General features: G+C 72.2%; 28 protein-coding genes. 10 read left to right on the top strand and 18 right to left on the bottom strand.

Annotation, left to right across the window (positions count from 1 at the left end; genetic code table 11):
- Positions 1 to 41 precede the first annotated feature (41 nt).
- The gene (locus ACH495_RS02555) at positions 42 to 662 is read left to right on the top strand and encodes a putative glycolipid-binding domain-containing protein (RefSeq protein ID WP_396855990.1); all 621 of its coding nucleotides are present in this window, start codon (positions 42 to 44) and stop codon (positions 660 to 662) included.
- 19 nt (positions 663 to 681) lie between these two features.
- On the opposite strand, the gene ACH495_RS02550 is transcribed toward ACH495_RS02555, so the two are convergent.
- On the bottom strand, positions 682 to 1,242 hold the full coding sequence (locus ACH495_RS02550; protein WP_396855989.1) for a TetR/AcrR family transcriptional regulator: 561 nt from the start codon (positions 1,240 to 1,242) through the stop codon (positions 682 to 684).
- Positions 1,243 to 1,333: 91 nt separating this feature from the next.
- Between ACH495_RS02550 and ACH495_RS02545 the strand changes: the two genes are divergently transcribed.
- Positions 1,334 to 2,233, top strand: coding sequence for an SDR family NAD(P)-dependent oxidoreductase (locus ACH495_RS02545; protein ID WP_396855988.1), 900 nt, complete (start codon positions 1,334 to 1,336; stop codon positions 2,231 to 2,233).
- Positions 2,234 to 2,246: 13 nt separating this feature from the next.
- On the opposite strand, the gene ACH495_RS02540 is transcribed toward ACH495_RS02545, so the two are convergent.
- The 3 genes from ACH495_RS02540 to ACH495_RS02530 form a co-directional block, all read right to left on the bottom strand.
- Positions 2,247 to 3,338: a PLP-dependent cysteine synthase family protein gene (locus ACH495_RS02540; RefSeq protein WP_396855987.1), complete on the bottom strand. Its 1,092-nt coding sequence runs from the start codon at positions 3,336 to 3,338 to the stop codon at positions 2,247 to 2,249.
- Positions 3,339 to 3,348: 10 nt separating this feature from the next.
- Entirely contained in the window at positions 3,349 to 4,191 is an 843-nt protein-coding gene (locus tag ACH495_RS02535; protein ID WP_396855986.1) for an SDR family NAD(P)-dependent oxidoreductase, read from the bottom strand.
- Between the two features lie 341 nt (positions 4,192 to 4,532).
- Entirely contained in the window at positions 4,533 to 4,991 is a 459-nt protein-coding gene (locus ACH495_RS02530; protein ID WP_107154636.1) for an Lrp/AsnC family transcriptional regulator, read from the bottom strand.
- A 224-nt stretch (positions 4,992 to 5,215) separates the two neighbouring features.
- Here ACH495_RS02530 and ACH495_RS02525 point away from each other — a divergent pair, with 224 nt between their 5' ends.
- Positions 5,216 to 5,482, top strand: coding sequence for a BldC family transcriptional regulator (locus ACH495_RS02525; RefSeq protein ID WP_013473529.1), 267 nt, complete (start codon positions 5,216 to 5,218; stop codon positions 5,480 to 5,482).
- Between the two features lie 60 nt (positions 5,483 to 5,542).
- Here the strand turns inward: ACH495_RS02525 and ACH495_RS02520 are convergent, their stop codons facing one another.
- A complete protein-coding gene (locus ACH495_RS02520; RefSeq protein WP_396855985.1) occupies positions 5,543 to 6,187 on the bottom strand; it encodes a UbiX family flavin prenyltransferase in 645 nt (214 codons plus the stop codon).
- Between the two features lie 100 nt (positions 6,188 to 6,287).
- Here ACH495_RS02520 and ACH495_RS02515 point away from each other — a divergent pair, with 100 nt between their 5' ends.
- The gene (locus ACH495_RS02515; RefSeq protein ID WP_396855984.1) at positions 6,288 to 7,253 is read left to right on the top strand and encodes a terpene synthase; all 966 of its coding nucleotides are present in this window, start codon (positions 6,288 to 6,290) and stop codon (positions 7,251 to 7,253) included.
- 28 nt (positions 7,254 to 7,281) lie between these two features.
- Here ACH495_RS02515 and mqnP read toward each other — a convergent pair whose 3' ends face one another.
- Positions 7,282 to 8,184 carry a menaquinone biosynthesis prenyltransferase MqnP gene (gene mqnP, locus ACH495_RS02510; protein ID WP_396855983.1) on the bottom strand — a complete coding sequence of 301 codons (903 nt, stop codon included), beginning with the start codon at positions 8,182 to 8,184 and terminating at the stop codon, positions 7,282 to 7,284.
- Positions 8,181 to 9,641: a menaquinone biosynthesis decarboxylase gene (locus ACH495_RS02505; protein WP_396855982.1), complete on the bottom strand. Its 1,461-nt coding sequence runs from the start codon at positions 9,639 to 9,641 to the stop codon at positions 8,181 to 8,183. Before ACH495_RS02505 ends, mqnP begins: the two co-directional genes overlap by 4 nt.
- A 110-nt stretch (positions 9,642 to 9,751) precedes the next feature.
- On the opposite strand from ACH495_RS02505, the gene ACH495_RS02500 reads away from it, so the two are divergent.
- The gene (locus ACH495_RS02500) at positions 9,752 to 10,624 is read left to right on the top strand and encodes an alpha/beta fold hydrolase (protein ID WP_396855981.1); all 873 of its coding nucleotides are present in this window, start codon (positions 9,752 to 9,754) and stop codon (positions 10,622 to 10,624) included.
- A gap of 12 nt (positions 10,625 to 10,636) precedes the next feature.
- Here the strand turns inward: ACH495_RS02500 and ACH495_RS02495 are convergent, their stop codons facing one another.
- On the bottom strand, positions 10,637 to 10,828 hold the full coding sequence (locus tag ACH495_RS02495) for a DUF397 domain-containing protein (RefSeq protein ID WP_281943667.1): 192 nt from the start codon (positions 10,826 to 10,828) through the stop codon (positions 10,637 to 10,639).
- Complete coding sequence (locus ACH495_RS02490) at positions 10,816 to 11,607, bottom strand: helix-turn-helix transcriptional regulator (RefSeq protein ID WP_396855980.1); 792 nt, start codon at positions 11,605 to 11,607, stop codon at positions 10,816 to 10,818. Before ACH495_RS02490 ends, ACH495_RS02495 begins: the two co-directional genes overlap by 13 nt.
- Positions 11,608 to 11,844: 237 nt before the next feature.
- Here ACH495_RS02490 and ACH495_RS02485 point away from each other — a divergent pair, with 237 nt between their 5' ends.
- Positions 11,845 to 12,105: a hypothetical protein gene (locus ACH495_RS02485; protein WP_396855979.1), complete on the top strand. Its 261-nt coding sequence runs from the start codon at positions 11,845 to 11,847 to the stop codon at positions 12,103 to 12,105.
- Between the two features lie 32 nt (positions 12,106 to 12,137).
- Here ACH495_RS02485 and ACH495_RS02480 read toward each other — a convergent pair whose 3' ends face one another.
- The 3 genes from ACH495_RS02480 to ACH495_RS02470 form a co-directional block, all read right to left on the bottom strand.
- Positions 12,138 to 13,019: a nucleotidyl transferase AbiEii/AbiGii toxin family protein gene (locus tag ACH495_RS02480; RefSeq protein WP_396855978.1), complete on the bottom strand. Its 882-nt coding sequence runs from the start codon at positions 13,017 to 13,019 to the stop codon at positions 12,138 to 12,140.
- Positions 13,016 to 13,609 (bottom strand): type IV toxin-antitoxin system AbiEi family antitoxin domain-containing protein, encoded by a 594-nt coding sequence (locus ACH495_RS02475; RefSeq protein WP_396855977.1) that lies wholly within the window; start codon positions 13,607 to 13,609, stop codon positions 13,016 to 13,018. The genes ACH495_RS02480 and ACH495_RS02475 overlap by 4 nt, the downstream gene beginning before the upstream one ends.
- An 89-nt stretch (positions 13,610 to 13,698) precedes the next feature.
- Positions 13,699 to 14,253, bottom strand: a complete 555-nt coding sequence (locus tag ACH495_RS02470; RefSeq protein WP_396855976.1) for a carboxymuconolactone decarboxylase family protein — start codon at positions 14,251 to 14,253, stop codon at positions 13,699 to 13,701.
- 63 nt (positions 14,254 to 14,316) lie between these two features.
- Between ACH495_RS02470 and ACH495_RS02465 the strand changes: the two genes are divergently transcribed.
- The gene (locus ACH495_RS02465; RefSeq protein WP_396855975.1) at positions 14,317 to 14,787 is read left to right on the top strand and encodes a MarR family winged helix-turn-helix transcriptional regulator; all 471 of its coding nucleotides are present in this window, start codon (positions 14,317 to 14,319) and stop codon (positions 14,785 to 14,787) included.
- A gap of 51 nt (positions 14,788 to 14,838) precedes the next feature.
- On the opposite strand, the gene ACH495_RS02460 is transcribed toward ACH495_RS02465, so the two are convergent.
- The gene (locus ACH495_RS02460) at positions 14,839 to 16,050 is read right to left on the bottom strand and encodes a pectate lyase (protein ID WP_396855974.1); all 1,212 of its coding nucleotides are present in this window, start codon (positions 16,048 to 16,050) and stop codon (positions 14,839 to 14,841) included.
- Between the two features lie 108 nt (positions 16,051 to 16,158).
- On the opposite strand from ACH495_RS02460, the gene ACH495_RS02455 reads away from it, so the two are divergent.
- From ACH495_RS02455 to ACH495_RS02445, 3 genes are all read left to right on the top strand, one after another.
- Positions 16,159 to 16,398, top strand: coding sequence for a hypothetical protein (locus ACH495_RS02455; RefSeq protein WP_396855973.1), 240 nt, complete (start codon positions 16,159 to 16,161; stop codon positions 16,396 to 16,398).
- Positions 16,399 to 16,460: 62 nt separating this feature from the next.
- Entirely contained in the window at positions 16,461 to 17,822 is a 1,362-nt protein-coding gene (locus ACH495_RS02450) for a DNRLRE domain-containing protein (protein WP_396855972.1), read from the top strand.
- A gap of 76 nt (positions 17,823 to 17,898) precedes the next feature.
- Complete coding sequence (locus tag ACH495_RS02445) at positions 17,899 to 19,245, top strand: hypothetical protein (protein ID WP_396855971.1); 1,347 nt, start codon at positions 17,899 to 17,901, stop codon at positions 19,243 to 19,245.
- 47 nt (positions 19,246 to 19,292) lie between these two features.
- Here ACH495_RS02445 and ccsB read toward each other — a convergent pair whose 3' ends face one another.
- The 5 genes from ccsB to ACH495_RS02420 are packed head-to-tail and all read right to left on the bottom strand — an operon-like array spanning position 19,293 to position 23,968.
- Positions 19,293 to 20,270: a c-type cytochrome biogenesis protein CcsB gene (ccsB, locus tag ACH495_RS02440; RefSeq protein ID WP_396855970.1), complete on the bottom strand. Its 978-nt coding sequence runs from the start codon at positions 20,268 to 20,270 to the stop codon at positions 19,293 to 19,295.
- A complete protein-coding gene (locus ACH495_RS02435) occupies positions 20,270 to 21,889 on the bottom strand; it encodes a cytochrome c biogenesis protein ResB (protein WP_396855969.1) in 1,620 nt (539 codons plus the stop codon). The genes ccsB and ACH495_RS02435 overlap by 1 nt, the downstream gene beginning before the upstream one ends.
- Positions 21,889 to 22,746 carry a cytochrome c biogenesis CcdA family protein gene (locus ACH495_RS02430; RefSeq protein WP_396855968.1) on the bottom strand — a complete coding sequence of 286 codons (858 nt, stop codon included), beginning with the start codon at positions 22,744 to 22,746 and terminating at the stop codon, positions 21,889 to 21,891. The genes ACH495_RS02435 and ACH495_RS02430 overlap by 1 nt, the downstream gene beginning before the upstream one ends.
- Positions 22,746 to 23,321, bottom strand: a complete 576-nt coding sequence (locus ACH495_RS02425; RefSeq protein WP_396855967.1) for a TlpA family protein disulfide reductase — start codon at positions 23,319 to 23,321, stop codon at positions 22,746 to 22,748. Before ACH495_RS02425 ends, ACH495_RS02430 begins: the two co-directional genes overlap by 1 nt.
- Positions 23,321 to 23,968 (bottom strand): histidine phosphatase family protein, encoded by a 648-nt coding sequence (locus tag ACH495_RS02420; protein WP_396855966.1) that lies wholly within the window; start codon positions 23,966 to 23,968, stop codon positions 23,321 to 23,323. The genes ACH495_RS02425 and ACH495_RS02420 overlap by 1 nt, the downstream gene beginning before the upstream one ends.
- Positions 23,969 to 23,970: the final 2 nt, after the last annotated feature.

The following is a 23,970-nucleotide window of genomic DNA, read 5'->3' as shown; positions in this document are numbered from 1 at the left end:
ATCCGCTGCCGGTGGCCGGCGGGTCGCGTAACGTCCGGTCCATGCCGAAGTCGATGTTCTGGGCCCGGACCGACACCGCCGGCTCCGAGCACGTGGTGCTCGACGACCGCCAGGGGCTGACCGCGCAGGGCGTCGCGCTGGCCGTGGACCCGATTCCCTACACCTGCCGTTACCGCTTGACGGTCGCGCCGGACTGGTCGACCACCCGGCTGGAGGTCGACGCGGACGGCGCCGGCTGGGCGCGGAGCGTACGTCTGGAGCGGGGCGGCGACGGGTGGCGCGTGCGTACCGGCGAGGAGGGTGACCTGGACGCGGCGCTGCGCGCGGCCGGGCATCCGCCCGCAGGCCTGCCCGGTACGGACGAGCCGGACCGGCTGGCCGAGGCGCTCGACGTCGACCTGGGCGGCTCCCCGCTGACCAACACGCTGCCGATCCGCCGGATCGGGCTGGGCCGGCTCCCCGCCGACCTGGCGACGAGCGTGACGGTGGCGTGGGTGCTGCTGCCCGGGCTGGCCGTGCTCCCCGCCGAGCAGGTCTACACCTCGCTCGGTCCGGGCCGGGTGCGGTACGCCAGTGACACGTTCACCGCCGAGCTGGAGGTCGATCCGGAGGGCTTCGTGGTGCGCTATCCCGGGCTCGCGGAACGGGTCGACCCGCGCTGACCGTGGTCGGGCCGGCCGGTCAGGCGCGTAGTCCGCGCAGCAGGACGCCGAGGTAGCGGTCGGCGGCGTCCGCGTCGCTGATCGTCACCGCGTGTTGCACGCCGCACATCAGGCTGCGCAGGTCGTCGGCCGTGATGTCGGATCGGACGGCGCCGGCCTGCCGGGCCCGGTGGAGCAGGTGGTCGAGCGCGTCGAAGAAGCCGGCTGCCGGCGCGGCGGCGTCGGGGGTGAGGTCGTCGCGGGCGGCCAGCACCTCCGCCAGCGCCGGGTCCTCGCGGAGCAGCCGCAGCCCGGTCGACATCAGCCGCTCGAACCCGGCGACGGGATCGGCGGCGGCGGCGCTCGCCTGCGCGTCCGCCGCCAGCCGGGTGAAGCTCGGCGCGGCCAGCGCCTCGATCAGCACCTGCCGGCTGGGGAAATGCCGGTAGGCGGTGCCCACGCCGACGCCGGCGGCCTTGGCGATCGCGTTCAACGGCAGGTCGCGGTCGCCGTCGCGTAGCCGGGCCCGGGCCACGGTGAGCATCTGCTCGCGGACCCGGGCGGAGTCCGCCCGCAGCCGTCCGCCCACGCCTGTCGACACAGCCAAAGGATAACTCATCCGCTCGCCTGCTACGCTTGGCGTCGATCGGATAGATAATCCGATCGGATCATGCATCCCTTGAGGAGCGGACATGGCTGTGAGCTGGACCTTCGCCGACATACCGGACCTGACCGGCCGCATGGCCGTGGTGACCGGCGCGACCAGCGGGCTCGGCCTGGTCGTGGCGCGACAGTTGACGGCGCACGGCGCGACCGTGATCGCGGCGGTCCGCGACCTGGACAAGGCCGCCCGGGTCCTGCCCGGGGTGGAGGCGCGGCAGCTCGACGTCGCCGACCTGGAGTCGGTCGACGCCTTCGCCACCGGCCTGCACGAGGACGGGCGGACCGTCGACCTGCTGGTCAACAACGCCGGCATCGGTGGCCACCAGGGCCGTCGGCTCAGCCCGCAGGGCATCGAGATGCAGTTCGCCACCAACTTCCTCGGCCACTTCGCGCTCACCGGCCGCCTGCTCGACCTGGTCCGCGACGGCGGGCGCGTCGTGCACGTCGGGTCCGGCCTCTACCGGCTCTTCCGGGCGGCGCCGCCCTTCGACGACCCGGCCGCCGAGCGGTCCTACTCGCCCTCGCGGGCGTACGTGACGTCCAAGCTCGCGAACCTGCTCTTCGGCCTGGAACTCGACCGCCGGTTGCGGCACGCCGGCCGGCCGGTGCGGAGCCTGGTCGCCCATCCCGGCCTGGCGAGAACCGCGTTGAACGACGACATCGGACACCCGGCCCAGCGCGCGACGATGGCGGTCCTCCAGGCCCTGATCGGCCGCCCGGCCGAACGCGCGGCGATTCCGCTGCTGTTCGCCGCCACCGATCCCGGGGCGCGGGGCGGGGTCTTCATCGGCCCCCGCAACCGGAAGTGGGACGACCGGGTGCACCTCGACCCCGTCGTCGCGCCCGCGGACGACCCGGCCCTCGCCGGCCGGCTGTGGGACCGGGCCCGCACCTGGACCGCTGTCGACTACCCGCCGGACCTGCGGTGACGACAAACGCCGGTCAGGCCGGCCAGGCGCCGTCGTCCAGGAACCGGTCGACGGCGGTGAGGTACGGGGAGAGGTCGAGGCCCTGCCCGGCCACCCAATCGTCGGAGTAGTAGGTGTCGACGTAACGGTCGCCCGGGTCGCAGATCAGCGTCACCACCGACCCGGTCCGGCCGGCGGCGCGCATCTCGGCGATCAGGCCGAACGCGCCCCAGAGATTGGTGCCGGTGGAGCCGCCCACCCGCCGGCCGAGCACCGCCGAGCCGGCGCGCATGGCGGCCAGCGACGCGGCGTCCGGCACCTGGACCATCCGGTCCACCACGCTGGGCAGGAAGGACGGCTCGACGCCGGGCCGGCCGATGCCCTCGATCCGGGAGCCACGACCGGTGCGGACCGACCAGTCGCCGGCCTGCCACGCCGGATAGAACGCGGAGTTCTCCGGGTCCACCACGCACAGTTTGGTGGGCAGCCGGCGGTAGCGGGCGTACCGGCCGATGGTGGCGCTGGTGCCACCGGTGCCGGCGCCCACCACGATCCAGGCCGGCACCGGGTGCCGCTCCAGCGCGAGCTGCGCGTAGATCGACTCGGCGATGTTGTTGTTGCCCCGCCAGTCGGTGGCCCGCTCGGCGTAGGTGAACTGGTCCATGTAGTGACCGCCGGTGTCCTCGGCCAGCCAGCGCGCCTCGATCACCACCTTGGCCGGGTCCTGGACCAGGTGGCAGCGCCCGCCCTGGAACTCGATCTGGGCGATCTTCTCGGGCGAGGTGGAGGCCGGCATGACCGCGATGAACGGCAGCCCGAGCATCCGCGCGAAGTACGCCTCGGAGACCGCTGTCGACCCGGACGACGCCTCGATCACCGTGGTGTCCCGGCCGATCCAGCCGTTGCACAGCCCGTACAGGAACAGCGAGCGGGCCAGCCGGTGCTTGAGCGAGCCGGTGGGGTGCACCGACTCGTCCTTGAGGTAGAGGTCGATCCCCCATGCCCGGGGCAGCGGGAACGGCAGCAGGTGGGTGTCGGCGGAGCGGTTGGCGTCCGCCTCGACCGTGGCGATGGCCTCGGTGAGCCAGTGCCGGCCGGCCTCGTCACACCGGTCGAGATGAGTCACGCCGGCAACGTTACAAGCGAGGCCGACTCGGATCCGCCCGGACCCGGCGCGCCTGCCGGCGCTGCCCGGCCCGGCCGGCAGCCCGCACCACCGGGGTGAGGGCCAGGGCAAGTCGGGGGAGCGCGTCGAGCAGCCGGACCTGCGCGCCGCGCCAGCGCGGCAGGCTGACCACCGGGCGCGGCCGGCGGGCCAGCCGGACCGCCCGCGCGGCCACCCGCTCCGGCGTCAGCAGCGACCCGGTGAAGGAGGCCAGCGCCCCGGGGTCGTCGAGCTTGTCGTGCAGCATCGGCGTCCAGATCCCGTCCGGGCACAGGCACGACACGTGTACGCTCCGGACGCCGGCCATCCGCAGGTCGGTCAGCGTGCCGAGGCTGAACGCCAGCAGGGCGTGCTTGCTGGCCGCGTACACTGTCTCGCCGGGCGCGGCGATCAGCCCGGCCAGCGAGACGACATTGAGCACGTGCCCGTGGCCCTGCTCCCGCATGACCGCCACGGCGGCCAGCGTGCCGTTCATCGCGCCGAGCGTGTTGACCTCGACCACCCGCCGCCGGACCTGGGCGTCCTGCTCCCAGGAGGGGCCGGTGACCAGGATGCCCGCATTGTTGACCCACAGTCCGAGGCCGCCCGGCGCGCCGGACGCCTCGCCGGCGACCGCCGCACAGGCGACCTCGTCGCGGACGTCGAGTTCGGCGGACCAGCCGCCCAGTGGCCTCGCGGCTTCGGCCACCGCCGCCGCGTCGACGTCGGTCAGCAGCACCCGCCAGCCGTCGGCGTGCAGCGCGGCCGCGAGCGCGCGGCCCAGCCCACCGGCCGCGCCGGTCACCACGGCGGCGCCCCGCCCCGAGGTCGTCATCGACGCACGCTAACCGCCCGCACCACCCTCGGGCCAGACCTTCGGCCGGGCCGGGCGGGCTGACCTGGCCGACACGAGGCATGGCGGCGGAGCGGTGGTGGCGCCCCACGCCCACGCCCACGCAGTTTCACGGAAAGAGTGGCTATTCGGACTCGGATAGCCACTCTTTCCGTGAATTCGGGCGCGAGACGCGGGCGCTAGACGCGGGCGCGAGACGCGGGGCCTCGCCCTTGTGGTGCCGGGATGCGCCGCCAGCGCGCCTGAGTCGTTCGCGCCATCAACTTTGTAGGCAGCAGCAGAAGGGCACCCGCGCCGGCCGAACGAAGCCGGCCGGTGAGCCGTCAGGGGGTGGGTGGTTCGAGCGGCTGGGGGCGGTTCTCCCACTTGGTCGACAGGGCGATGCCGGTGCGGGTGGAGGCGACCCCCGGCGTGCGGTTCAGCCGGACGATCAACTGTTCCAACTCGGCGATGGTGCCGACCCGCGCCTTGAGCAGGAAGGATTCGACACCGGCCATGAAGTAGCAGGACTCGATCTCGGGGATCTGGCGGAACGCCTCCAGCACGTCGTCGGTGTCCGCGTCGGAGTTCTCCACGATGCCGATCAGCGCGGTGACCCCGAGCCCGATGGCCTCCGGCTCGACCTCGGCCCGGTACGCCCGGATCACACCGCCGGACTCCAGCTTGCCGACCCGTTCGTGCACGGCCGGGGCGGAGAGGCCGACCTGCCGGGCCAGCTCGGCGTACGACAGGCGGGCGTTGCCCCTGAGCAGCTCCACGAGGGCCAGGTCGATCGTGTCCACGGAGAGTGACCCTATCCTTTGGGCCGGGACCGGAAATGTGCGGTCACGGGGGTTCTCCGCCGGTACCATTTACTAACTTCGCACTGTGTGCGTTTTTCGCGTTTGGCGGACACGCCCGGTCGCTGGTGCTGTAATTGCCATACGTCCCTCATGACGGCTCTGGGCTCGCACCGGCCGGGGGCAGTGTGTTCAGCCGGGGGCTTCGTCGACGCGAGGAGGGGGCTGTGGACACTGGAGATCGCCTGCTGACACCGGGTGAGGTCGCTGCGCTGTTTCGGGTGGACCCGAAAACCGTGACCCGATGGGCAGCGGCCGGCCGGATCGGCAGCATCCGGACTCCAGGCGGGCATCGCCGGTTTCGGGAATCCGAGGTGCGGGCTCTGCTTGAGGGGGAGGGCATGCTGGACGAGGCGGAGGACATGGGCAAGGCCCGCAACATGGGCCCGACCGCTTCGACCGGCCCCGGACCGGCGAACGCCGGCATGTACTGAGCGAGCGGGCGCGGTCCGGCCGGTGGGGCGGGCCGCGCCCCGGGCCGGACGAGAGCCGGGTCAGGACCGGTCCGCGTCCCGGCGGTCCGCGGCCAGCGTGCCCGACCAGCGCCGGAACAGGGTGTGCTCGACGCCGAGCGCGTCCAGCACCTTCCCGGCCACGAAGTCGACCAACTGCTGCGCGGAGGCCGCCGCCCCGGCGCCGTAGAAGCCCGGGCTGGCCGGCAGCACCACGGCGCCGGCGTCGTGCAGCGCGATGAGGTGTTCCAGGTGGCTGCGGGTCACCGGGGTCTCCCGGGGCACCACCACGACCGGGCGGCGCTCCTTGAGGTTCACCTCGGCGGCGCGTTGGAGCAGGTCCTTGGAGAGGCCGATGGCGATGCCGGCGCAGGCCGCGGTGCTGGCCGGCACGACCGCCATGCCGCGTACCCGGTAGGAGCCGCTGCTCGGGCCGGCCGCCAGGTCGCCGGCGGGCCAGTGCCGTAGGTCCGCGCCGGTGAGGTCGCGGTCGAGCCACGCGGCCAGGTCCTCGGCCCAGTGCGCGTCCCGGAAGGGCCGGCCGGTCTCGTCGAGGATGGTCAGCCGGGCGGCCCGGGACACGATCAGGTCGACCGCCGCACCGGCGTCCAGCAGTCCCCGGACGACCGCCGCCGCGTACGGAGTTCCGGAGGCGCCGGAGACGCCCACCACCCATGGTTCGCGCATGCCGTAAGCGTGCCAGGCCAAATGTCCGACGGGTCGACGGGGCTTCCTGCGGCATGGGATTCTCTGACCCGGCGATCCACGTCCATGGAAGGGCCCGGTGATGACGGCGGCGGTGCTGCGGGCCCTGCGTTCCGACTGTCCCGTCGCGCCCCGGCTCTCCCCGTACGCCGACGAGGTGCAGGGTTGGCTGGTCGACCGCCTCGACCGCCTCGACCTGCCGCTGGATCCGGGCACCCGCCGACGGCTGGCCCGCGCCGGTTTCGCCCGGTACGCCGGCCGGCTCTACCCGGACGCCACCGAGCCCGACCTGCGGGTGCTGACCGCACTGTTCACCTGGTTCTTCCTGGTCGACGACGCCTGCGACGGGCCGGACGGGCTGGTCCCGGCGCAGATCCGCGCGCTGCGCGACGGCACGCTCGCGCTGCTCCGCGACGGCCCTCGGGCCCGCCATCCCGGGTTCACCGGTCCGCTGCGCCGGCTGCTCGTGCAGGCGTGGCGGGAGCCGCGCCGCCGGATGCCGGCGCGCTGGCGGCTGCGCTTCGCCGACGCCGTGGCCGACCACCTCGACGGCGTCTCGCGGGAGACGGCCGCCACGTCGGCCGGCCGGCCGCCCGGCGTCGCGGAGTACGTGCGGTTGCGTCGGGCCACCTCGGCGGCGTACGTGTCGTACCCGCTGATCGAGTTCGCCGCCGGGCGGACGCTGCCCGACGCGGTCTACCACCATCCCGCGCTGCGCCGCCACGCGGACCTCGCCAACGACCTGCTCTCGTGGTTCAACGACATCGCCTCGCTGGAGCGGGACCGGGCCACCGGCGGGGGCCACAACCTGGTGCTCGCGGTGGCCGCCGAGCGGGGCGTACCGCTGCCGGCCGCGGTCGACCTGGTGGCCGCGCACTGGCGCACCGAGATGGGCCGCTTCATGGCGTTGCGCGCGGCGGTGCCGTCGTTCGGGCCGGCGTTGGACGAGGCCGTCACCATCCATCTCGACGGGGTGGCCGCCGCGGTCCGCGGCACCGTCGACTGGACGCTGGAGAGCGCCCGCTACCCGGTCGTCGCGACCCCCTGACCGGCGGCCGGGCCGGGTCAGGGCCGAGTCAGGGCCGCAGGCCGAGCCGGACCACCAGGTCGAGCAGCGCGAGCACGAACAACGCGATGCCGACGAACCCGTTGGCGGTGAAGAACGCCCGGTTGACCTTGCTCAGGTCGGTGGGGCTGACCACCAGGTGCTGGTAGGCGAAGGCGACAGCGGTGAGCGCCAGCCCGATCCACCACAGCCAGCCGAAGCCGACCAGCGCGCCGAACCAGATGAACAACGCGAACGTCACCACGTGCGCGACAGTGGAGGCGTGCAGCGCGAAGCGCCGGCCGTACCGGGCGGGGACGCTGTGCACGCCGATCTCCCGGTCGATCTCCGAGTCCTGGCACGCGTAGATCAGGTCGAAGCCGCCGATCCAGAGGCCGACCGCGGCGCCGAGCAGCCAGGCCGGGCCGGAGCCGTCGAGCGTGCCGGTGACCGCCAGCCACGCGCCGACCGGGCCGACCGCCTGGGCGATCGCGAGGATGGCGTGCGGCCAGTTGGTGAAGCGCTTGCCGTACGGGTAGACCACCAGCGGCACCACGGCGAGCGGCGCGAGCATCAGGCAGAGCGGGTTGAGCAGCGCGGCGGCGGCCAGGAAGACCACCAGCGCGACGGCCGCGCCGGTCCAGGCCGTCCGCACGCTCACCGCTCCGGTGACCAGTTCCCGGTTCGCGGTACGCGGGTTCCGCGCGTCGATCCGCCGGTCCAGGATCCGGTTGGCGGCCATCGCGAACGTCCGCGCGCCGACCATCGCCACGGTGATCAGCAGCAGGTCGAGCCAGCGGACCCGCCCGCCGTCGACCCGCATCGCGGTCAGCGCCGACAGGTACGCGAACGGCAACGCGAACACCGAGTGCTCGATCGCGACGAGCTTCAGGAAGGACGTGACCCGGCCGGGCCGCTCCGCCACCGCGGTCATCGGATTCCGTACTCCTGCCAGCGCTTGTCGACCAGGGAGGTCACCTCGGGGGACATCCGCATCTCCTCCGGCCAGCCTCGGGTGTAGCCCTCGGTGGGCAGCTTGCGGGTGGCGTCCACGCCGGCCTTGCCGCCCCAGAACTGCTGGTACGAGGCGTGGTCGAGGTGGTCCACCGGGCCCTCGGTGAGGAGCAGGTCGCGGGCGTAGTCGACGTTGCCGAAGGCGCGGAACGCGACCTCCTGGTAGTCGTGCACGTCGCAGTCCTCGTCGACGATCACGATCAGCTTGGTCAGCGACATCATGTGCGCGCCCCAGATCGCGTTCATCACCTTCTGCGCGTGCTTCGGGTAGCGCTTGCGGATCGACACGATCGCGCAGTTGTGGAACACGCCGGCGGCGGGCAGGTCGTAGTCGACGATGTCCGGGATCAGGAACCGCAGCAGCGGCGCGAAGATCCGCTCGGTGGCCTTGCCGAGACCGTGGTCCTCCTGCGGCGGCTGGGACGTGACGATCGAGTGGTAGACCGGGTCGCGCTGCATGGTCATGGCCTCGATGTGCAGCACCGGGAACGGCTCGACCGGCGTGTAGAAGCCGGTGTGGTCGCCGAACGGCCCCTCGGGCAGCCGCTCGCCCGGTTCGAGGTAGCCCTCCAGCACGACCTGCGCGTGCGCCGGCACCTGCAACGGGACGGTCAGGCAGTCGACCATCTCGACCCGCTCGCCGCGCAGGAAGCCGGCGAACAGGTATTCGTCGATGTCGGCGGGGAGCGGCGCGCTGGCCGCGTACGCGACCGCTGGGTCGGCGCCGATGGCGACCGCCACCGGCAGGCGCTGGCCGAGCCGCTCGGCGACCGCGTGGTGCGCGGTGGAGTTCTTGTGGATCTGCCAGTGCATGCCGAGCGTGTTCCGGCCGTGCTGCTGGAGCCGGTACAACCCGAGGTTGCGCTTGCCGGTCTCCGGGTGCTTGGTGTGGGTCAGGCCGAAGTTGTGGAAGATGCCGCCGTCGCCCGGCCACACCTGCAACCCGGGCAGCCGGTTGAGGTCGACGTCGTCGCCCCGGTAGACCACCTGCTGGCAGGGGGCGGTCCGGACCTTCTTCGGCGGCATGGACTTGAGCTGCATGACCTTGCCGAGCCCACCCATCATGCCGGTGAAGCCCTGCGGCAGCTCCGGCTTGAGCAGCTCGCCGATCCGCGCGCCGATCTCGTCGAGCGACTCGACGCCGAGCGCCATGGCCATACGCTTCTCGGTGCCGAACAGGTTGACCGCCACCGGCATCTCGCCGCGGGTGGGCCGCTCGAACAGCAGCGCCGGCCCGCCGGCCCGGACGGTCCGGGTGACCACCTCGCTGATCTCCAGCGTGGGGTCGACCGGGACGCTCACCCGCCGTAGTTCGCCCGCGCGTTCCAGCGCCGCGAGAAAGTCCTTGAGATCGTCGTACGGAAAGCCACGCCCCATGCCCTCCATCCTCCCCCACCCCCCTGAGGTGCAAGGAAGGGCCCCTTCTTAACGCATTCGGTAGAGGCGGGGGCCCCTTTTAACGCCCCGTCGGGCGGGTAATCGGCGGCATGGGCGACGAGCGGGTGCCGGCGGGATTCAGCGAGCTGCGGGTCCAGGTCGGCGACGTGGAGATCAATTACGTCCGGGGCGGGCAGGGGCCGGCCCTCGTGCTGCTGCACGGCTATCCGCAGTGCTGGCGGATGTGGCGGCACGTGCTGCCGGAGCTGGCGCGCTCCTTCGAGGTGATCGCCCCCGACCTGCGCGGCTTCGGTGCCAGCGACGCCCCGCCCGGCGGCTACGACAAGAAGACCGTCGCCGCCGACCTGCACGGGCTGCTCACCGCGCTCGACCTGGCGGGCGACATCCGGCTGGTCGGCCACGACCTGGGCACGATGGTCGCGTACGCCTATGCCGCCGCCCATCCCGACGCCGTCGCCCGGTTGGTGCTGACCGAGGCGCCGATCCCCGACGAGAGCATCTACGCCATGCCCGCGCTCACCGCGGCCGGCCCGGCGGTGTGGAACTTCGGTTTCTTCACCGTGCCCAACGGCCTGCCCGAGCAGCTCGTCGCCGGCCGGGAGGCGCTCTGGGTCGACCGGTTCACCGACTCCATCATGATCCAAAAGGGCAGTCTCGGCCCGGACGCCATCGAGGAGTACGCCGGTCACCTGCGCGACGAGGCACACCTGCGGGCCAGCTTCGCCTACTTCCGAGCGTTCGGGCAGGACGTCGCGGACAACACGGCGTACCGGGGCACGAAGCTGCCGATGCCGGTGCTGGCCGTCGGCGCGCAGGCCAGCCTCGGCGCCCAGGTGGCCGAGCAGGTGCGCCGGTATGCCGACTCGGTCACCGGCGAGGTGGTCGCGGACTGCGGCCACTGGTTGTTCGAGGAGCAGCCGGCGAAGCTCACCGCCCTGCTGCTGCCGTTCCTCAAGGGCTGACGAGCGGGCGGGTCAGCCCCGGCGGGCCGACTCGACGAACGCGCGCCAGGCGGCCGGGCGGAACGTCAGCACCGCACCGGCGCGGTCCTTGCTGTCGCGGACGGCGACCACGCGCGGCAGGTTGTCGGCCACCTCGACGCAGTTGCCGCCGTTGGTGCTGCTCCGGGTGCTGGTGCGCCACCGGGCGCCGGTCAGGTCCGCCATGTCTCCGCCACCTCCGCTAGCAACTCCATCGACTGCCGGGGCGGCAGCGCCTCCCCCTCGATCGACTCCCAGGACGACCGGACCGCCAGCACGTCCTCGGTGTGGTCGATCACCTGGCCCTTGAGCTGATCGTCGAGATAGACGACGTCCTCCCCGGTGGGGAGCGTAGCAAGCACGAAGGCCCCGGAGACACCGGAATATGCGCCGACCGAGGCGGGCACCACCTGGAGCCGGACCCGGGGCCGTTCATCGACCAGCTTCATCAGCCGCAGCACCTGCTCCCGCATCACCAGCGGGCCGCCGACCGGCCGGCGCAGCACGTGCTCGTCCAGCACCGCGACGAGCTGCGGCGGCTTCTCGGCGGTCAGCACCGCCTGCCGCGCGAGCCGGGCCTCCACCCGCTGCTCCACCTCCGCCTCCTGGAACAGGCCGACGCTGCGGAACAACGCGCGAGCGTACGCCGAGGTCTGCAACAGCCCCGGCACCACCGTGTTCTCATACGACCGGAGCACGGTGGCCTGCCGCTCGTTGGCCTCCCACGCCCGCATCCACTGCGGCGACCCGAATCGGGTCAGCATCCGGCCGAACGCGCCACCGGTGTCGAGCGCCACGTCGGCCCGCTCCCAGAAGTCCGGCGGCGGCTTGCGCGCCCCGGTCTCGACCATCGCCACTGTCGACGGCGAATAGCTGATCGCCTTCGCCAGATCCTCCTGGGTCATCCGCCGGGCCGCGCGCATGTGCCGCAGCTCCTCGATCAACACCTGTAAGCGCTCGTCCATCCGCACGCCTCCCTCACGGCCGCGATCCGCGTGTCTCACCGACCTCACCGACCGTCCGGCCCGACACACTGGGTGACCATACGCCTTCCGGCAGTAGTCCCGCCGTCCCGAAACTGGGGCTAGCGGAATCGTTCGGATCCGACCCGAAAGGACGGACGAAACCGCGGAGGGGCCGTCCGGTACGTCGGCGGCGGACGGCCCCTCTTCCACGACCGGCGACGAGGGGAGGACCGTGCGATGACGCGACGCCATGACCCGCACCGGCCACTGTGGCTCTGCCGGGCCTGCGGTGGCCCGTGGCCGTGCGGCACCGCCCGACTCACGCTCCTGGCCGAGTACGGGGTGGACGGCCGCGTCGCCCTCTGCATCCACCTCGCCGGGCTGCTCTACACCGCCGTGGAGGACCTGCACCGGCTCGCCCCGCAGGATGCACCGAAGCCCGCCGCGCTGCACGAACGCTTCCTTGGCTGGGCCGCCCCCCGCCGCCCCCGAGGTTAGGCGGGCCCTCTTGTCAGCGCCGGGCGCAGCGTTCAGCCCTTCTGAGCGATACAAGCTTGCTGCCAGTACTGGAGAACCGTCTTGTGAGCCTCGACCGCGGACGTGACCGCAAGCCCGATCTCCGCAGCGAGGACCTCGTAACGCACGGCCCACGACGGCGGCGGATCCGGCAAGCCGTCCGGAACAGCGTGGGAGCGCCGGATGGAGAAGACGTGGTGGACCCGCCTGACCAGTTCCGTATCCGCCGGCACTCCATCCTCCACCAGCAGGACCAGGTCGATCAGGTCTCTTACTCGGGTGGATTCCCCGGTCTCATATTGCCGCGTCAGGGCATGCAGCTTCTCGGCGTACTGCTGCCGCAGGTCAGCGACCCAGATCGAACGCGTAGGGATGCCCGCGAAGGCCAGATCGTCCGGCAGGTCACGCAACTCCACGCCGCCGAGTTCTTCGGCGCGCGCCACCACATCAAGCTTGATCTTGGCGAAGAGCTGCCCCGCAAGGCGGCAGTCGACCGGGAACCTCCAGGCTGGACGGCCGTACGCGTCGTCCCGTGAGCGAGTCGGCGCGGTGGCGGAGTAGCCGAAACCGTCGCCGTCGGGGTCGATGAGCAGGGCCTCGGTGAGTACCTCGTGGAGTTCCGACCCGTCGGCCGGATCGTCGACCAGACCCGGGCGGAGGACCAGATCGATGTCGCGCGTTGATCGTGCCAGTCCGGGTCGCCGCAGCTCGACGGCCATGCCACCCTTCAGCACCCAGATGTCGGCGTGGTCGTTGACGAGTCGGACCAGGAGACGAGTGAAGGCAAGGCGTCGGCGAAGCCAGTTCGGGTCCCTACCCGATACGCGAGCACGCTGGATTATCCGGTCGTCGAGAGCGGCACGAAGGGCGGAAGCAGTGGCATATCTCGTGCTCATCGGCCGGCCGCATGCAGGGCCACCTCGACACCCAGCTCTGCCGTCGGGCCGAGTTCCGTGGCGGCGGCGCGCAGCCGGCGTGGTGTGGTCAGACCTCGGCCGAGCGCATCAGTGACGGCGTCGTTGAGCCACTGCTGCTCGATCCGCCCCTGCGCGCACTCCGCCAGGGCTCGGCTTGGTGTGGTCACGCGAAATCCCTCCCGGTCCTCGATGTGCTCGGCGGGAGGGAGATCTCGGTGCAGCACGACGCCTGCCGCCGACCGTCGGAACCGCGGCGGCACCGACAGGTGCACCACTGCCGGGTCGACGTCCCCGAGGTCGTGCAGGGACAGCGCACTGGCATGGCTCACGACGCCTCTCCCGCCGCTCCACAGCACCCAACGGACCAGGGGGGTGAACTGATGCGCCGGCCAGTCCGGAATCTGAAAAATTCCCCGATCGACGCGCACCCAGTTGCCACAGTCGACGTGATATTTCTGAGCCTGGTGGGAGTAGCCCGCCTCCACCGCTTGGGCAGCCGTGAAGTAGCCATGCTGACGGGCGGCGAGGCTAAGCAGCCTGCGCCGATGCTGCTGCCGATCTCCGGACACACGTCAGGGTAGCAAACTACAGATAATTTTTAGTTTCTGTTCGCGTCTTGACGCTAAACTAAAAATTATCTGTAGTTTGGCGCAGCACTTCAGGCCGCCGGCTCCCAGGCGTACGCGCTCAGGGGTTTGTCGAGCGGCGCGGCGGTGAGCCGGTTCGCGAACGTCGAGATGGTGTACGTCCCGACGCCGAGCACCACGTCCAGCGCGTGCCGGGGCTGCCAGCCGGCGGCCAGGAGCGCGTCCAGCTCGGCGTCGGGGACCGCGCCCCGGTGGTCGAGCACGGCGACGGTGAACCGGCGCAGCGCCTCCAGCCGGGGTTCGGGCAGCGTCCCGCCGGCCCGCAGCGCGTCGATCAGTTCGGGCGCGGCGCCGTCGCGGGTGAGCGTCGCGGTGTGCATGGCCACGCAGAGGTGGCACTCGTTGCGGGTGGCGACCGTCAGCACGACCACCTCCCGGGCGACCGGGTCGAGGTCGGTGGCCTCGAAGGCCGCGTTGGCGGCGAGGAAGCCCTTGAGCAGTTCGGGTGAGCCGGCCATCAGGCCGACGGCGGCGGGCAGGTGGCCCAGCTTGCGGTGGACGCCGGCCATGACCGGGCGGGCGGCGGCCGGTGCGGTGTCGGGTTCGTACGCGGTGAAGCGGGACATCCGCGGTCCCCTCTCGTAAGATAGTCAACGTGGTTGACCAAACCGTAAACCAGGTTGTCGAACATGGCAACGCCTGACCGCCCCGGCTTCGCGCTGCCGCTGCTCCTGCTCGCCGGCTTCCGGACGCTCGTCGACGACCTGCACGCCGAGCTGGCCCGGCACGGGCACCCCGAGTTGCGCCCGGCGCACGGCTTCGTCCTTCAGGCCGTCGGACCGGCCGGCACCACCGCCTCCGACCTCGGGCAACGCCTCGGCGTCTCCAAGCAGGCCGCCGGCAAGACGGTGGACCGGCTGGTCGCGCTCGGTTACCTGGAACGCGTGGACGACAGCGCCGACGCGCGCCGGAAACTGGTCCGGATGACCGCCCGGGGCCACGACGGGCTACACCGCTCGGCGGTCGTCTTCGACGAGCTGCGCGACCGGTGGGCAGCCACGCTCGGCGCCGACCGGGTCGCCGCCATCGAGGACGACCTGCGCCGGATGGTCCCCGCCGACGTGTTCCGCCTCGACGTCCCGGGCTGGTTCGGCGGGTGATGGACACGAAGGGGCACCCGACCGGCGTCGGGTGCCCCTTCCTGAACACCACTACCGGAAGATGACGTCACTTCGGTTGACCCGGCAGTTGGCGTCGTTCCAGCCCTCACCGAGATAGCTGGGCTCGCTGCCCTTGGCCACACCCTTGTACTTGCCGCAGATGGTGGCCGAGCCGATCACGACCACGCGGGTGATCGTCGCGGTGTCGTTCCAGTTGCTGTTGATGCCGGCGAGCATGTCGATGTCGTCGACGAGGACGTTGTCGATGCGCACGTTGCGGGTGTACGAGGTGGAGCAGTTGCCGCAGGCGCGGTACAGCTTGCCGGAACCCTTGAGGTAGAAGCCGGAGATGTTGACCGTGCCGTTGCCGTTGTGCTGGAAGGTCTTGTCGCTGCCGCTGCGCGCGCCGCCACCGATGACGTAGGACGTACCGCCGTTGGTCTGCTTGAAGGTGGCGGCGTCCTCACCGATGTCGTTCCACCACACGTTGCGGATCGTGCAGGTGCCCTCGCAGTGCACGCCGTCACCGGCGGGCGAACCGAGGATGACGTTCTGCAGCGTGCCACCGTTGGCGATCTTGAACATCGGGTCCTGCGACTCGCCCTGCCCACCGTCACCCATGCAGCAGTAGGTCTTCATCCCGCCGTCGAAGGTGCCGGAGACGTTGACCGTGCTCGAGATGTTCACCGAGCCGGCCGACGACGGCCACGCACCGGTCGGCGTGCCCGGGTTGCCGGTCGGGCCGGACGTCGGACCGCTGGTGGGGCCACTGGTCGGGCCGCTGGTCGGCGTCGACCCGCCGCTGGAGTACGTCTCGAACTCGGCGATCCGCGGGGTGCCGGACGCACTGGTGATGACGAAGGAGATCTTCTTCAGCGACGTCGAGGAGAAGGTGATGGTGCTCGGGGCGCTGCCGCCGCTGGCCAGGACGGCGCCCGTGTCGAAGTTCTTGAGCTGCCAGCCGCTGATCGAGCCCCCGCCCGAGGCCTGCACGATGACGGCCGAGGACACCGTGGTGGCGCTGCCCCACTTGACCGAGACCGTGCCGGTCGAGCCGCTCGGCGACCAGTAGGTGCCGGCGTTGCCGTCGATGACGTTGCCGTAGCTGGTGCCACTGGCCTTGCTGGAGCCGTCGGCGCCGGCCCCGAGGCTCAGGTTCGTCGCGGCCGAGGCGTTGGGCACCTGCAAGGCCAGCGCGACGACGGCACTTGCGACCACAGCTGCGCCGCCGGTCAGCCACCGCGTGGCGACTTTGCGTCTCATCCGGTTTCCCCTTTCAAGCGTGTGTACTCTGTGTTAGAAAGCGCTTTCTCATAACCATAGACATTCATCGATGTCAGGGCAAGGGCCACCCTCCGTCATGCTGGACGGATGGACGACGCGTACGTGGTGGGTGATCCCGACGGGCTCAGCCCGCTCCAGACCGAGATCCGCGACGCGGTGGCCCGCGAGCTGCACGCCCAGTTCGCGCTCCGGGCCGACCGCCTCGACCTGGCCGACCTGCCCGAGGTGGCCTACCAGATCACCCTGCGCGTGACCGGCGTGCTGACCGGGCTCGACCGTCACCCGCCCCGAACGCATGGTGACGATCAGGTGACGCTGCGCACATAGGCTGCGTCTCGGCCGACCTGCCCGGACGACACGGCCGGGGGCCATCGAACCAGGAGGTCCCCATGACTGGACGCGCGCTCCCCGCCGGGCTGGCCGCGTTGGCCCTCACCGCCGCGCTGCTCGTCGGCGCGCCCCCGGCGTCGGCCGCCACCACCACGGTCCCGTTCGCCGCCACTCAGGACAGCTACGTCAGCTCGTCCAGCCCGAACGCCAACTTCAACAGCACCAACTCGCTCGTGGTCGGCGCCGCCCCGGTCCGGATCTCCTACCTCCAGTTCACCGTCACCCGGCTGACCGACCCGGTCTCCACCGCCCGACTCCGGCTGCACGTACAGAACACCGCCAACGCCCCCAGCCCGAACGGCGGCACCGCGCAGCAGGTCGGCACGTCCTGGTCGGAGAGCACGCTGACCTACGCCAACCGGCCGGCGTCCGTCGGCGCCCCGCTCGCCTCGCTCGCCACCGTACGGAGCAACACCTGGTACGAGCTGGACGTCACCAGCGCGGTCACCGGCAACGGCGTGGTCGCGTTCTCGTTGACCTCCACCAACCCGGACGGCGCGTTCTACGACAGCCGGGAGTCCGGCACGTACGCGCCGATGCTGATCGTCACCACCGGGCCGCCGCAGACCGGGGACAACGTGCTGCTCAACGGCGGTGACATCTCCGCGTGCAGCACCACCGGCGCCAACCAGACCGCGCAGATCATCGCCCGCGAGCCCGGCACCGTGATGGCCGGCGGCGACCTGACCGACAGCGGAACGGCCCAGCAGCTCGCCACCTGCTACGGCCCGACGTGGGGCCAGTTCAAGAGCCGCACGAAGCCGATCCTCGGCAACCACGACTACCTCACGGCCGGCGCCATCCCCACGTTCGACTACTTCGGCCCGGTCCTGCCGCCCGGCAAGGGCTACTACTCGTTCGACAAGGCCGGCTGGCACGTCGTGGTGCTGAACAGCAACTGCTCCCACGTCGGCGGCTGCCAGGCCGGCTCGCCCCAGGAAAAATGGCTGCGCGCCGACCTGGCCGCGCACCCGAACCAATGCACGCTGGCCCAGTACCACCACCCGCTGTTCAGTTCCGGCGGCCGGACGTCGTCGAACGTGCGTCCGCTCTTCCAGGCGCTCTACGACGCGGGTGCCGAGATCGTCATCAACGGCCACAACCACCAGTACGAGCGGTTCGCCCCGCAGAACCCGTCCGGCGTGGCCGACCCGACCCGGGGCATCCGGGAGTTCGTGGTCGGCACCGGGGGTCGTCCGCTGATGAAGACGTTCCCCGAGCCCGCCGCCAACAGCCAGGTCAAGAACGGAACCACGTTCGGGGTGCTCAAGTTGACGCTCTCCCCGAACGCCTACACGTGGCAGTTCCTACCGGTGGCCGGCGCGACCTTCACCGACTCCGGCAGCGGCACCTGCCACTGACCCCACCGTCACACCCTCCTCATAGGATCGCGGACGCCGGCCGCTCGGGTCGGCGTCCCCGTCCGCAAGGAGTTCGATGAGACGTCTGCGCATTTCGGCCGGCGCGGCGGCGCTGGCCACGCTCGGGGTGGTCGCGGCGCTGCCGGCGCCGGCCACCGCCGACCCCGGTGCCGGCTGGGTCGGCGGCTGGCTCGGCGACACCACCCTCGGCGGCCCGGCCGCACCCGCCCGCACCGCCGCCTTCTCGCTCTACAGCGACGCCGACGCGGTGCACCCGCGCGTCCGCATCGACGTGAGCGGCCTCGCCGGCGTCGCCACCGCCACGTTCCCGGCCGGGTGCGACCGGGCGGGCGCGGTGGCGACCTGCCCGATGCCCGCCGACGCCACCACCGACGAGTTCGGCGGTGTCACCGGCACCGTGCCGATCGTGCTCCGCGCGGTGGCCGGTGCGGTCGACGGCGCCGCCGGCACGATCGGCTGGGCGACGCTGGCCGACGGCGTCGACGGCGAGGCCCAGCAGGCGGCCGTCACGGTGCGCACCGGGCCGGATGCCGTCGACCTGGTCGACGCGTACGTGGACGGCGCCGGCACCGGCGACCGGCTGGCCGTGCCGGTGGCCCTGGTCAGCGCCGGCGACCAGCCGGTGACCGGCCTGCGGGCCACGTTCCGCTTCCCGGTCGGGCTGGCGCCGGCCGCCTTCCGCAACTGCCGGTACGGCACGGGAGGCCAGCTCAGCACCATCGTGGTCTGCCACTTCGGCCGCGAGCTGACGCCGGGCCGGCGCTACGAGGTGCCCGGTGGTTTCCCGACCACTGTCGGCCCCGCCGCGATCGGCGACAAGCGCATCGTGCAGACCGTGGCGCCCGAGGTCACCGCCGGTCCGCTGCCCGAGGGCGTGGTGCTGCGGCGTCGCCCGGCGGACGCGGCCCTGCGGCTGCGCCCGGTCGGCGGCACGGTCGACGTGCTCGGCCCGGATCAGCAGTCCGCCTCCGGTCAGTACTATCTCCGCGCCGTCCGCGGCGCGTTCGACGTGGTGGCGCTCGGCGCGACCGCTGCCGGGGCGCCCGGCGACACGGTGCGGGTCCGGGTCGGCCTGCGCAACGACGGGCCGGGCGTGCCGGACGGCACCGTCTCCGGCGACAGCGCCGCCCGCTTCACGTTCACCCCACCGGCCGGGACGGTGGTGACGAACGCGCCGGAGCACTGTTCGGGCAACGGCGACGAGGAGAACCCGGGCGCACCGATCACCTGGTACTGCACGGTGCCGGACGGTGTCTTCCCGGCCGGTGACACCTTCCTGGTCGACGTCGACCTGCGGATCGACGGCCCGCTGGGCGCGCCGGGCTCGGTGGCCGTGCCCTACGGCTACCCACGGCCCGACGACGACCCGACGAACGACACCGCCCCGGTCGTCATCGGCTGAGCCGACGACGCGACCGCCGGGAGTCACCCGACTCCCGGCGGTCGGCGTCAGTTGACGCCGGCGTACGAGTGCAGGCCGGTGAAGAAGAAGTTGACGCCGAACAGGTTCATCAACATGGTCAGGAAGCCCACCACGGCGATCCAGGTCGCCACGTTGCGCCGCACGCTCGGCGTAGCCCGGGCGTGCAGGTAACCCGCGTAGACCACCCACGAGATGAACGCCCAGGTCTCCTTCGGGTCCCAGCCCCAGGCACGCCCCCAGGCCGCCTCGGCCCAGATCGCCCCGGCGATCACCGCGAACGTGAAGATCGGGAACGCGAAGGCGTGCAGCGTGAAGGTCAGCCGCTCCAGCCCGGCCGCCGCCGGCAGCCGGCGGGCCAGGGTGTACGGGAAGCTGCGCCGCCCCTGCTCCCAACCGGCCCGCATCAGGTACGCGGCGGCCGGCACCACGCCCAGCAGGAAGATGCCCGACGCGAAGATGATCGTCGACACGTGGATGATGAACCAGTACGACTGGAGCGCCGGCATCAGCGGCACCACCTGGACGTAGAGCTTCAGCTCGGCGAACGCCAGCAGCAGCACCATCACCAGCGTCAGGAACAGCCCGAGCCGGCGCAGCGACGGCTGCTTCCAGAGCACCACGAGCCACGCGGCCGCACCGATCCAGGTGACCGTCAGCACGAACTCGTACATGTTGCCCCAGGGCATCCGCTCGGCGGCGAGGCCCCGGGTGACCACGGCGCCCAGGTGCAGCGCGGCGGCGAGCGCGGTGAGCCAGGCGGCGATCCGCCCGGCGAGCGCGGCCCGCGCGGCCGAGCGGTCGGGGCGCTCCGACGTGACCGGCGCGACCGGCTGGTCGAGCGTGCCACCCGGGCCGCCGACGCCGGCGCCGACCAGCTCGCGGGCCGGGGCGGCCACGGCCACCTTCCGCGCGTTGCCCAGCGCGAACTCCACGGCGTGGCTGATCATCGCGACCAGGTACGCCAGGATCGCGAACGTGACCAGCTGATCCGAGAGTGCGGACATCACTCGTCTCCTTCTCGCGCCCGCCGCTCGTCCGGCCCGCCGCCGCTGACCGCGGCGACGAGCTGCGCGAACTCGTCGGCGAACCCTGGGTGCTCGGTGCGCGGCAGCCCACCGGCCTCCACCAAGCTACTACCGCTCGTCGGAGATCCACCGTCGGGGGGCGACACCCGGAACCAGACCCGACGCCGACGCGCGAACAGCGACCCCATCAGGCCGAGCAGCAGCGTGCCGCTGGCCACCAGCAGCAGCGTCTGGCCGGGCGCGTGCCGGATCGCGAGCGTCACGTACGGCCGGGTGCCGACGAACTCCAGTGTGCTGCCGTCGTCCAGGGTCCACGTCTCGCCCGGCCGCAGCAGCTTCGTGCCGACCTGCTTCAGCTTGCCGTTGTCGACCTGCCGCTGGTCGAGCTGGTAGACCGAGCCGGGGATGCCGGCGTCCAGCCCGAGGTTGCCGCGGTAGGCGGTCAGGTTCAGCGCCGGGTTCCGCTCGGCCGGGAACTGCGACGCGACGAACGGCGCGCGGTCACCGGCGGTCGGCAGGTAGAGCCCGTCGAACGCGACCTGCTGGTCCGGGGCCCGGGTGCCGGTCTTCGGGTCCACGTTCGCGTCCGGGAAGACGGCCACGCCCTCCTCGGTGGCGTTCGGGTCACCGGTACGCAGGAACGGGTCGTCGCTGGTCTGGCTGGTGCCGAACCGGTCGGTGTACTTCAGCACCGGCGCGTAGCCGTTGCCGAGCAGGTAGACGTTGGCCGCGCCGAGCCGCAGCGGCGAGTTCACCGAGAAACCGGCGGTGCGGGGCGTGCCGCCGGGCTCGTCCACGCTGACCGTGGCCCAGAACCGGGACGCCTGCCCGGAGTCGAGGTAGTCGGCCTCGAACTTCTCCAGCGTGAGGCAGAACGGCGGCAGGTCGGCGCTGTCCACCCGCGGGCCGAGCGACGCCTCGGCGTACTGCTGGCGGGTGTTGCAGAACGCGTTGTCGGCGCCGGCGACCAGGATGCGGTTGCCGTGCCAGCCGTACCAGGAACCGACTGCGACCCCGAGCAGGACGGCGATCAGCGAGGTGTGGAACAGCAGGTTGCCGGTCTCCTTGAGGTAGCCCTTCTCGGCGGAGACCTCGTCGCCCCGGACGGTGACCCGCCACCGGCGGCGGCGCAGCACCGCCGCGATCGCCTCCGGATCGGCGGCGGCCGGGGCCTCCAGCACCGCGTGCTGCGGCAGCCGCTCCAGCCGCTTCGGCGCGGCCGGCGGGCGCATCCGCAGCGCCCGGACGTGGTCGCGGGTACGCGGCAGGATGCAGCCGATCAGCGAGGCGAACAACAGCAGGTAGATCGCGGAGAACCAGACCGAGCCGAAGACCGCGAACGCGCCGATCCGGTCCAGCCGGGGCGCCAGGTCGGGGTGGTCGACGAACCACTGGTCGACCTTCTCCGGGTTGACCCCGCGCTGCGGCAGCACCGAACCGGGGATGGCGGCGACCGCGAGCAGGAAGAGCAGGATCAGCGCGGTACGCATGCTGGTGAGCTGCCGCCACGAGTTGCGCAGCAGGGCCAGCACCGGGTTGACCCGCCGCCGGGGCGTCTCGGCCGGCGGGGTGGCCGGCCGGTCGTCCACGGACGTCATCAGATGCTCACCTCACCCACACCCACGTGCGTCTGCAACCAGATCACCACGTTCTGCCAGCCGCCGGTGACCAGCGCCAGGCCGATCACGATCAGCAGGGCCCCGCCGACGCGGGTGACCCAGCGGCTGTTGCGCCGGACGGCGCGGAACACCCCGAGCAGGCGCTGGAAGCCCAGCCCGAAGACGACGAACGGTATCCCCAGTCCGAGGCAGTACGCCACGGCGAGCACTACGGCCCGGTCGGCGCTCCCCTCGGTGGCGGCCAGCCCGAGCACCGCGCCGAGCGTCGGCCCGGTGCAGGGCAGCCAGCTCAGCGCGAAGACCGCGCCGAGGACGGGCGCACCGAGCAGGCCGGCGGCGGGCAGGGCGCGGATGCGGAACTCGCGCTGCATGCCGGGGATCACCCCGAGGTAGCCGAGCCCCAGCACCACCACCAGCGCGCCGATGACGATCTCCAGCGTGCGCTCGTACCGGAAGAAGAGCTTGCCGACGCCGGAGAAGAGGATCGCGGTGGCGACGAACACGGCGGTGAAGCCGGCGATGAAGAGCAGCGTGCCGGCGAGCACCCGCCCCTTCACGGCGGCGGCGGTCCGGGCCGGCGCCACCGCCCGCTCCGCCACGCTCACACCGCCGCCGGTGTTAGGCGGGGCCCCCGCCTCTACCGAATCCGTTAAGCGGGGGCCCCTCCTTGCACCCTCCAGGTCGGCGCCGGCCAGGCCGGTGACGTAGGAGAGGTAGCCGGGCATCAGGGGGAGCACGCACGGGGAGAGGAAGCTGACCAGGCCGGCCAGGGCCGCCGCGCCGATCGCGAGCAGCAGCGGGCCGGACGCGGCGAGCTGGCGGAACGTCTCACCCATCAGCGGGAGCCGTTCGGCGCCGGCCGTTCGGCGGCGATCTTCTCCACGATCGGCCGCAGCTCGTCCCGCGTCACCGCGCGGCGGATCACCACCGCGATGCGTCCGTCCCGGTCCAGCACCACCGTCGCCGGGGTGCTGTTCGGCGGGATGTCGAAGTTGAGCGCCTGCCGGCTGGACGGGTCGAAGATGCTCGGGTAGGTGACCCGGCCCTCCTCGAACGCGATCGCCTTGTCCTTGCTGTCCTGCACGTTGATGCCGAGGAACGTCACGCCGGCGCCCTTGGTGGCCTGGTAGGTGGCCTCCAGGTCGTCCGCCTCGGCCCGGCAGGGCGCGCACCAGGAACCCCAGAAGTTGACCACGACGACCTGCCCACGGTCGCGGGCGACGTCGTAGCTGCCGCCGATGAGCAGCTCACCGCTCACCTTCGGGGTCTTGGACCGCTGCTCCGGGGCGCAGGTCACGGTGAGCCCGTCCGCCGCGCACCGGCTCTCCTGGCTGCCGGAGGAGCAGCCGACCAGCGCCGTACCGGCGGTGACGGCGGCGAGCAGGGCGGCGGCGAGCCTCCGGGCGAGCATCAGGCCCCCTTGGCCGTCCGGGCGGTCGGCGAGATCGCGATCAGGTGGGCGGCCGGCTCGGAGTAGCCGATGCCGGCGATCTTGGCACCGTCGAAGTGGAACGAGGTGAGACTGGCCAGGCCGCACTGCCGGCGGCGCGGGTCGTGCCAGAGCCGCTTGCGTTCGACGTGCCGGCGCAGCGTCCAGATCGGGAGCTGGTGCGAGACGAGCACCGCCTCGCGCCCCTCGGCGGCGACGCGAGCGGCGTGCAGCGCGGCGAACATCCGCTCGGCGATCACCTGGTACGCCTCGCCCCAGGACGGCGTGACCGGATCACGCAGCACCCACCAGTTGCGCGGGTCGCGGAACCCGCCGTCCCCCGGGGAGACCTTCTTGCCCTCGAACCAGTTCGCGCTCTCGATCAGCCGCTCGTCGACGCCGACGGAGAGGCCGAACTGCGCCGCGATCGGCTCGGCGGTCTGCTGGGCGCGTTCCAGCGGGCTGGCCACCACGTGCACCACGGTCCGCTCGGCGAGCGCCTGGGCCGCCGCCTTGGCCATCTGCACGCCCAGCTCGGAGAGGCGGAAACCGGGCAGCCGGCCGTAGAGGATGCCGTCCGGGTTGTACACCTCGCCGTGCCGCAGCACGTGGACCACCGTCTCCGCCATGG

Origin of the sequence: Micromonospora sp. NPDC018662 (assembly GCF_044391475.1) — a bacterium.
In the GTDB taxonomy this organism is placed as follows: Bacteria; Actinomycetota; Actinomycetes; order Mycobacteriales; family Micromonosporaceae; genus Micromonospora.
This window is presented reverse-complemented; position numbering and strand designations above follow the sequence as displayed.

Excerpts from the sequence above, each read along its gene's own strand:
- ACH495_RS02490 (WP_396855980.1), bottom strand. The coding sequence starts at position 11,607 with ATGGACGAGCGCTTACAGGTGTTGATCGAGGAGCTGCGGCACATGCGC.
- ACH495_RS02435 (WP_396855969.1), bottom strand. The coding sequence starts at position 21,889 with ATGACGTCCGTGGACGACCGGCCGGCCACCCCGCCGGCCGAGACGCCC.
- ccsB (WP_396855970.1), bottom strand. The coding sequence starts at position 20,270 with ATGTCCGCACTCTCGGATCAGCTGGTCACGTTCGCGATCCTGGCGTAC.
- ACH495_RS02520 (WP_396855985.1), bottom strand. The coding sequence starts at position 6,187 with ATGCGCGAACCATGGGTGGTGGGCGTCTCCGGCGCCTCCGGAACTCCG.
- ACH495_RS02545 (WP_396855988.1), top strand. The coding sequence starts at position 1,334 with ATGGCTGTGAGCTGGACCTTCGCCGACATACCGGACCTGACCGGCCGC.
- mqnP (WP_396855983.1), bottom strand. The coding sequence starts at position 8,184 with ATGACCGCGGTGGCGGAGCGGCCCGGCCGGGTCACGTCCTTCCTGAAG.
- ACH495_RS02485 (WP_396855979.1), top strand. The coding sequence starts at position 11,845 with ATGACGCGACGCCATGACCCGCACCGGCCACTGTGGCTCTGCCGGGCC.
- ACH495_RS02455 (WP_396855973.1), top strand. The coding sequence starts at position 16,159 with ATGGACGACGCGTACGTGGTGGGTGATCCCGACGGGCTCAGCCCGCTC.
- ACH495_RS02445 (WP_396855971.1), top strand. The coding sequence starts at position 17,899 with ATGAGACGTCTGCGCATTTCGGCCGGCGCGGCGGCGCTGGCCACGCTC.
- ACH495_RS02555 (WP_396855990.1), top strand. The coding sequence starts at position 42 with ATGCCGAAGTCGATGTTCTGGGCCCGGACCGACACCGCCGGCTCCGAG.
- ACH495_RS02420 (WP_396855966.1), bottom strand. The coding sequence starts at position 23,968 with ATGGCGGAGACGGTGGTCCACGTGCTGCGGCACGGCGAGGTGTACAAC.
- ACH495_RS02500 (WP_396855981.1), top strand. The coding sequence starts at position 9,752 with ATGGGCGACGAGCGGGTGCCGGCGGGATTCAGCGAGCTGCGGGTCCAG.
- ACH495_RS02430 (WP_396855968.1), bottom strand. The coding sequence starts at position 22,746 with ATGGGTGAGACGTTCCGCCAGCTCGCCGCGTCCGGCCCGCTGCTGCTC.
- ACH495_RS02460 (WP_396855974.1), bottom strand. The coding sequence starts at position 16,050 with ATGAGACGCAAAGTCGCCACGCGGTGGCTGACCGGCGGCGCAGCTGTG.
- ACH495_RS02425 (WP_396855967.1), bottom strand. The coding sequence starts at position 23,321 with ATGCTCGCCCGGAGGCTCGCCGCCGCCCTGCTCGCCGCCGTCACCGCC.
- ACH495_RS02515 (WP_396855984.1), top strand. The coding sequence starts at position 6,288 with ATGACGGCGGCGGTGCTGCGGGCCCTGCGTTCCGACTGTCCCGTCGCG.
- ACH495_RS02470 (WP_396855976.1), bottom strand. The coding sequence starts at position 14,253 with ATGTCCCGCTTCACCGCGTACGAACCCGACACCGCACCGGCCGCCGCC.
- ACH495_RS02450 (WP_396855972.1), top strand. The coding sequence starts at position 16,461 with ATGACTGGACGCGCGCTCCCCGCCGGGCTGGCCGCGTTGGCCCTCACC.
- ACH495_RS02480 (WP_396855978.1), bottom strand. The coding sequence starts at position 13,019 with ATGAGCACGAGATATGCCACTGCTTCCGCCCTTCGTGCCGCTCTCGAC.
- ACH495_RS02505 (WP_396855982.1), bottom strand. The coding sequence starts at position 9,641 with ATGGGGCGTGGCTTTCCGTACGACGATCTCAAGGACTTTCTCGCGGCG.
- ACH495_RS02495 (WP_281943667.1), bottom strand. The coding sequence starts at position 10,828 with ATGGCGGACCTGACCGGCGCCCGGTGGCGCACCAGCACCCGGAGCAGC.
- ACH495_RS02535 (WP_396855986.1), bottom strand. The coding sequence starts at position 4,191 with ATGACGACCTCGGGGCGGGGCGCCGCCGTGGTGACCGGCGCGGCCGGT.
- ACH495_RS02465 (WP_396855975.1), top strand. The coding sequence starts at position 14,317 with ATGGCAACGCCTGACCGCCCCGGCTTCGCGCTGCCGCTGCTCCTGCTC.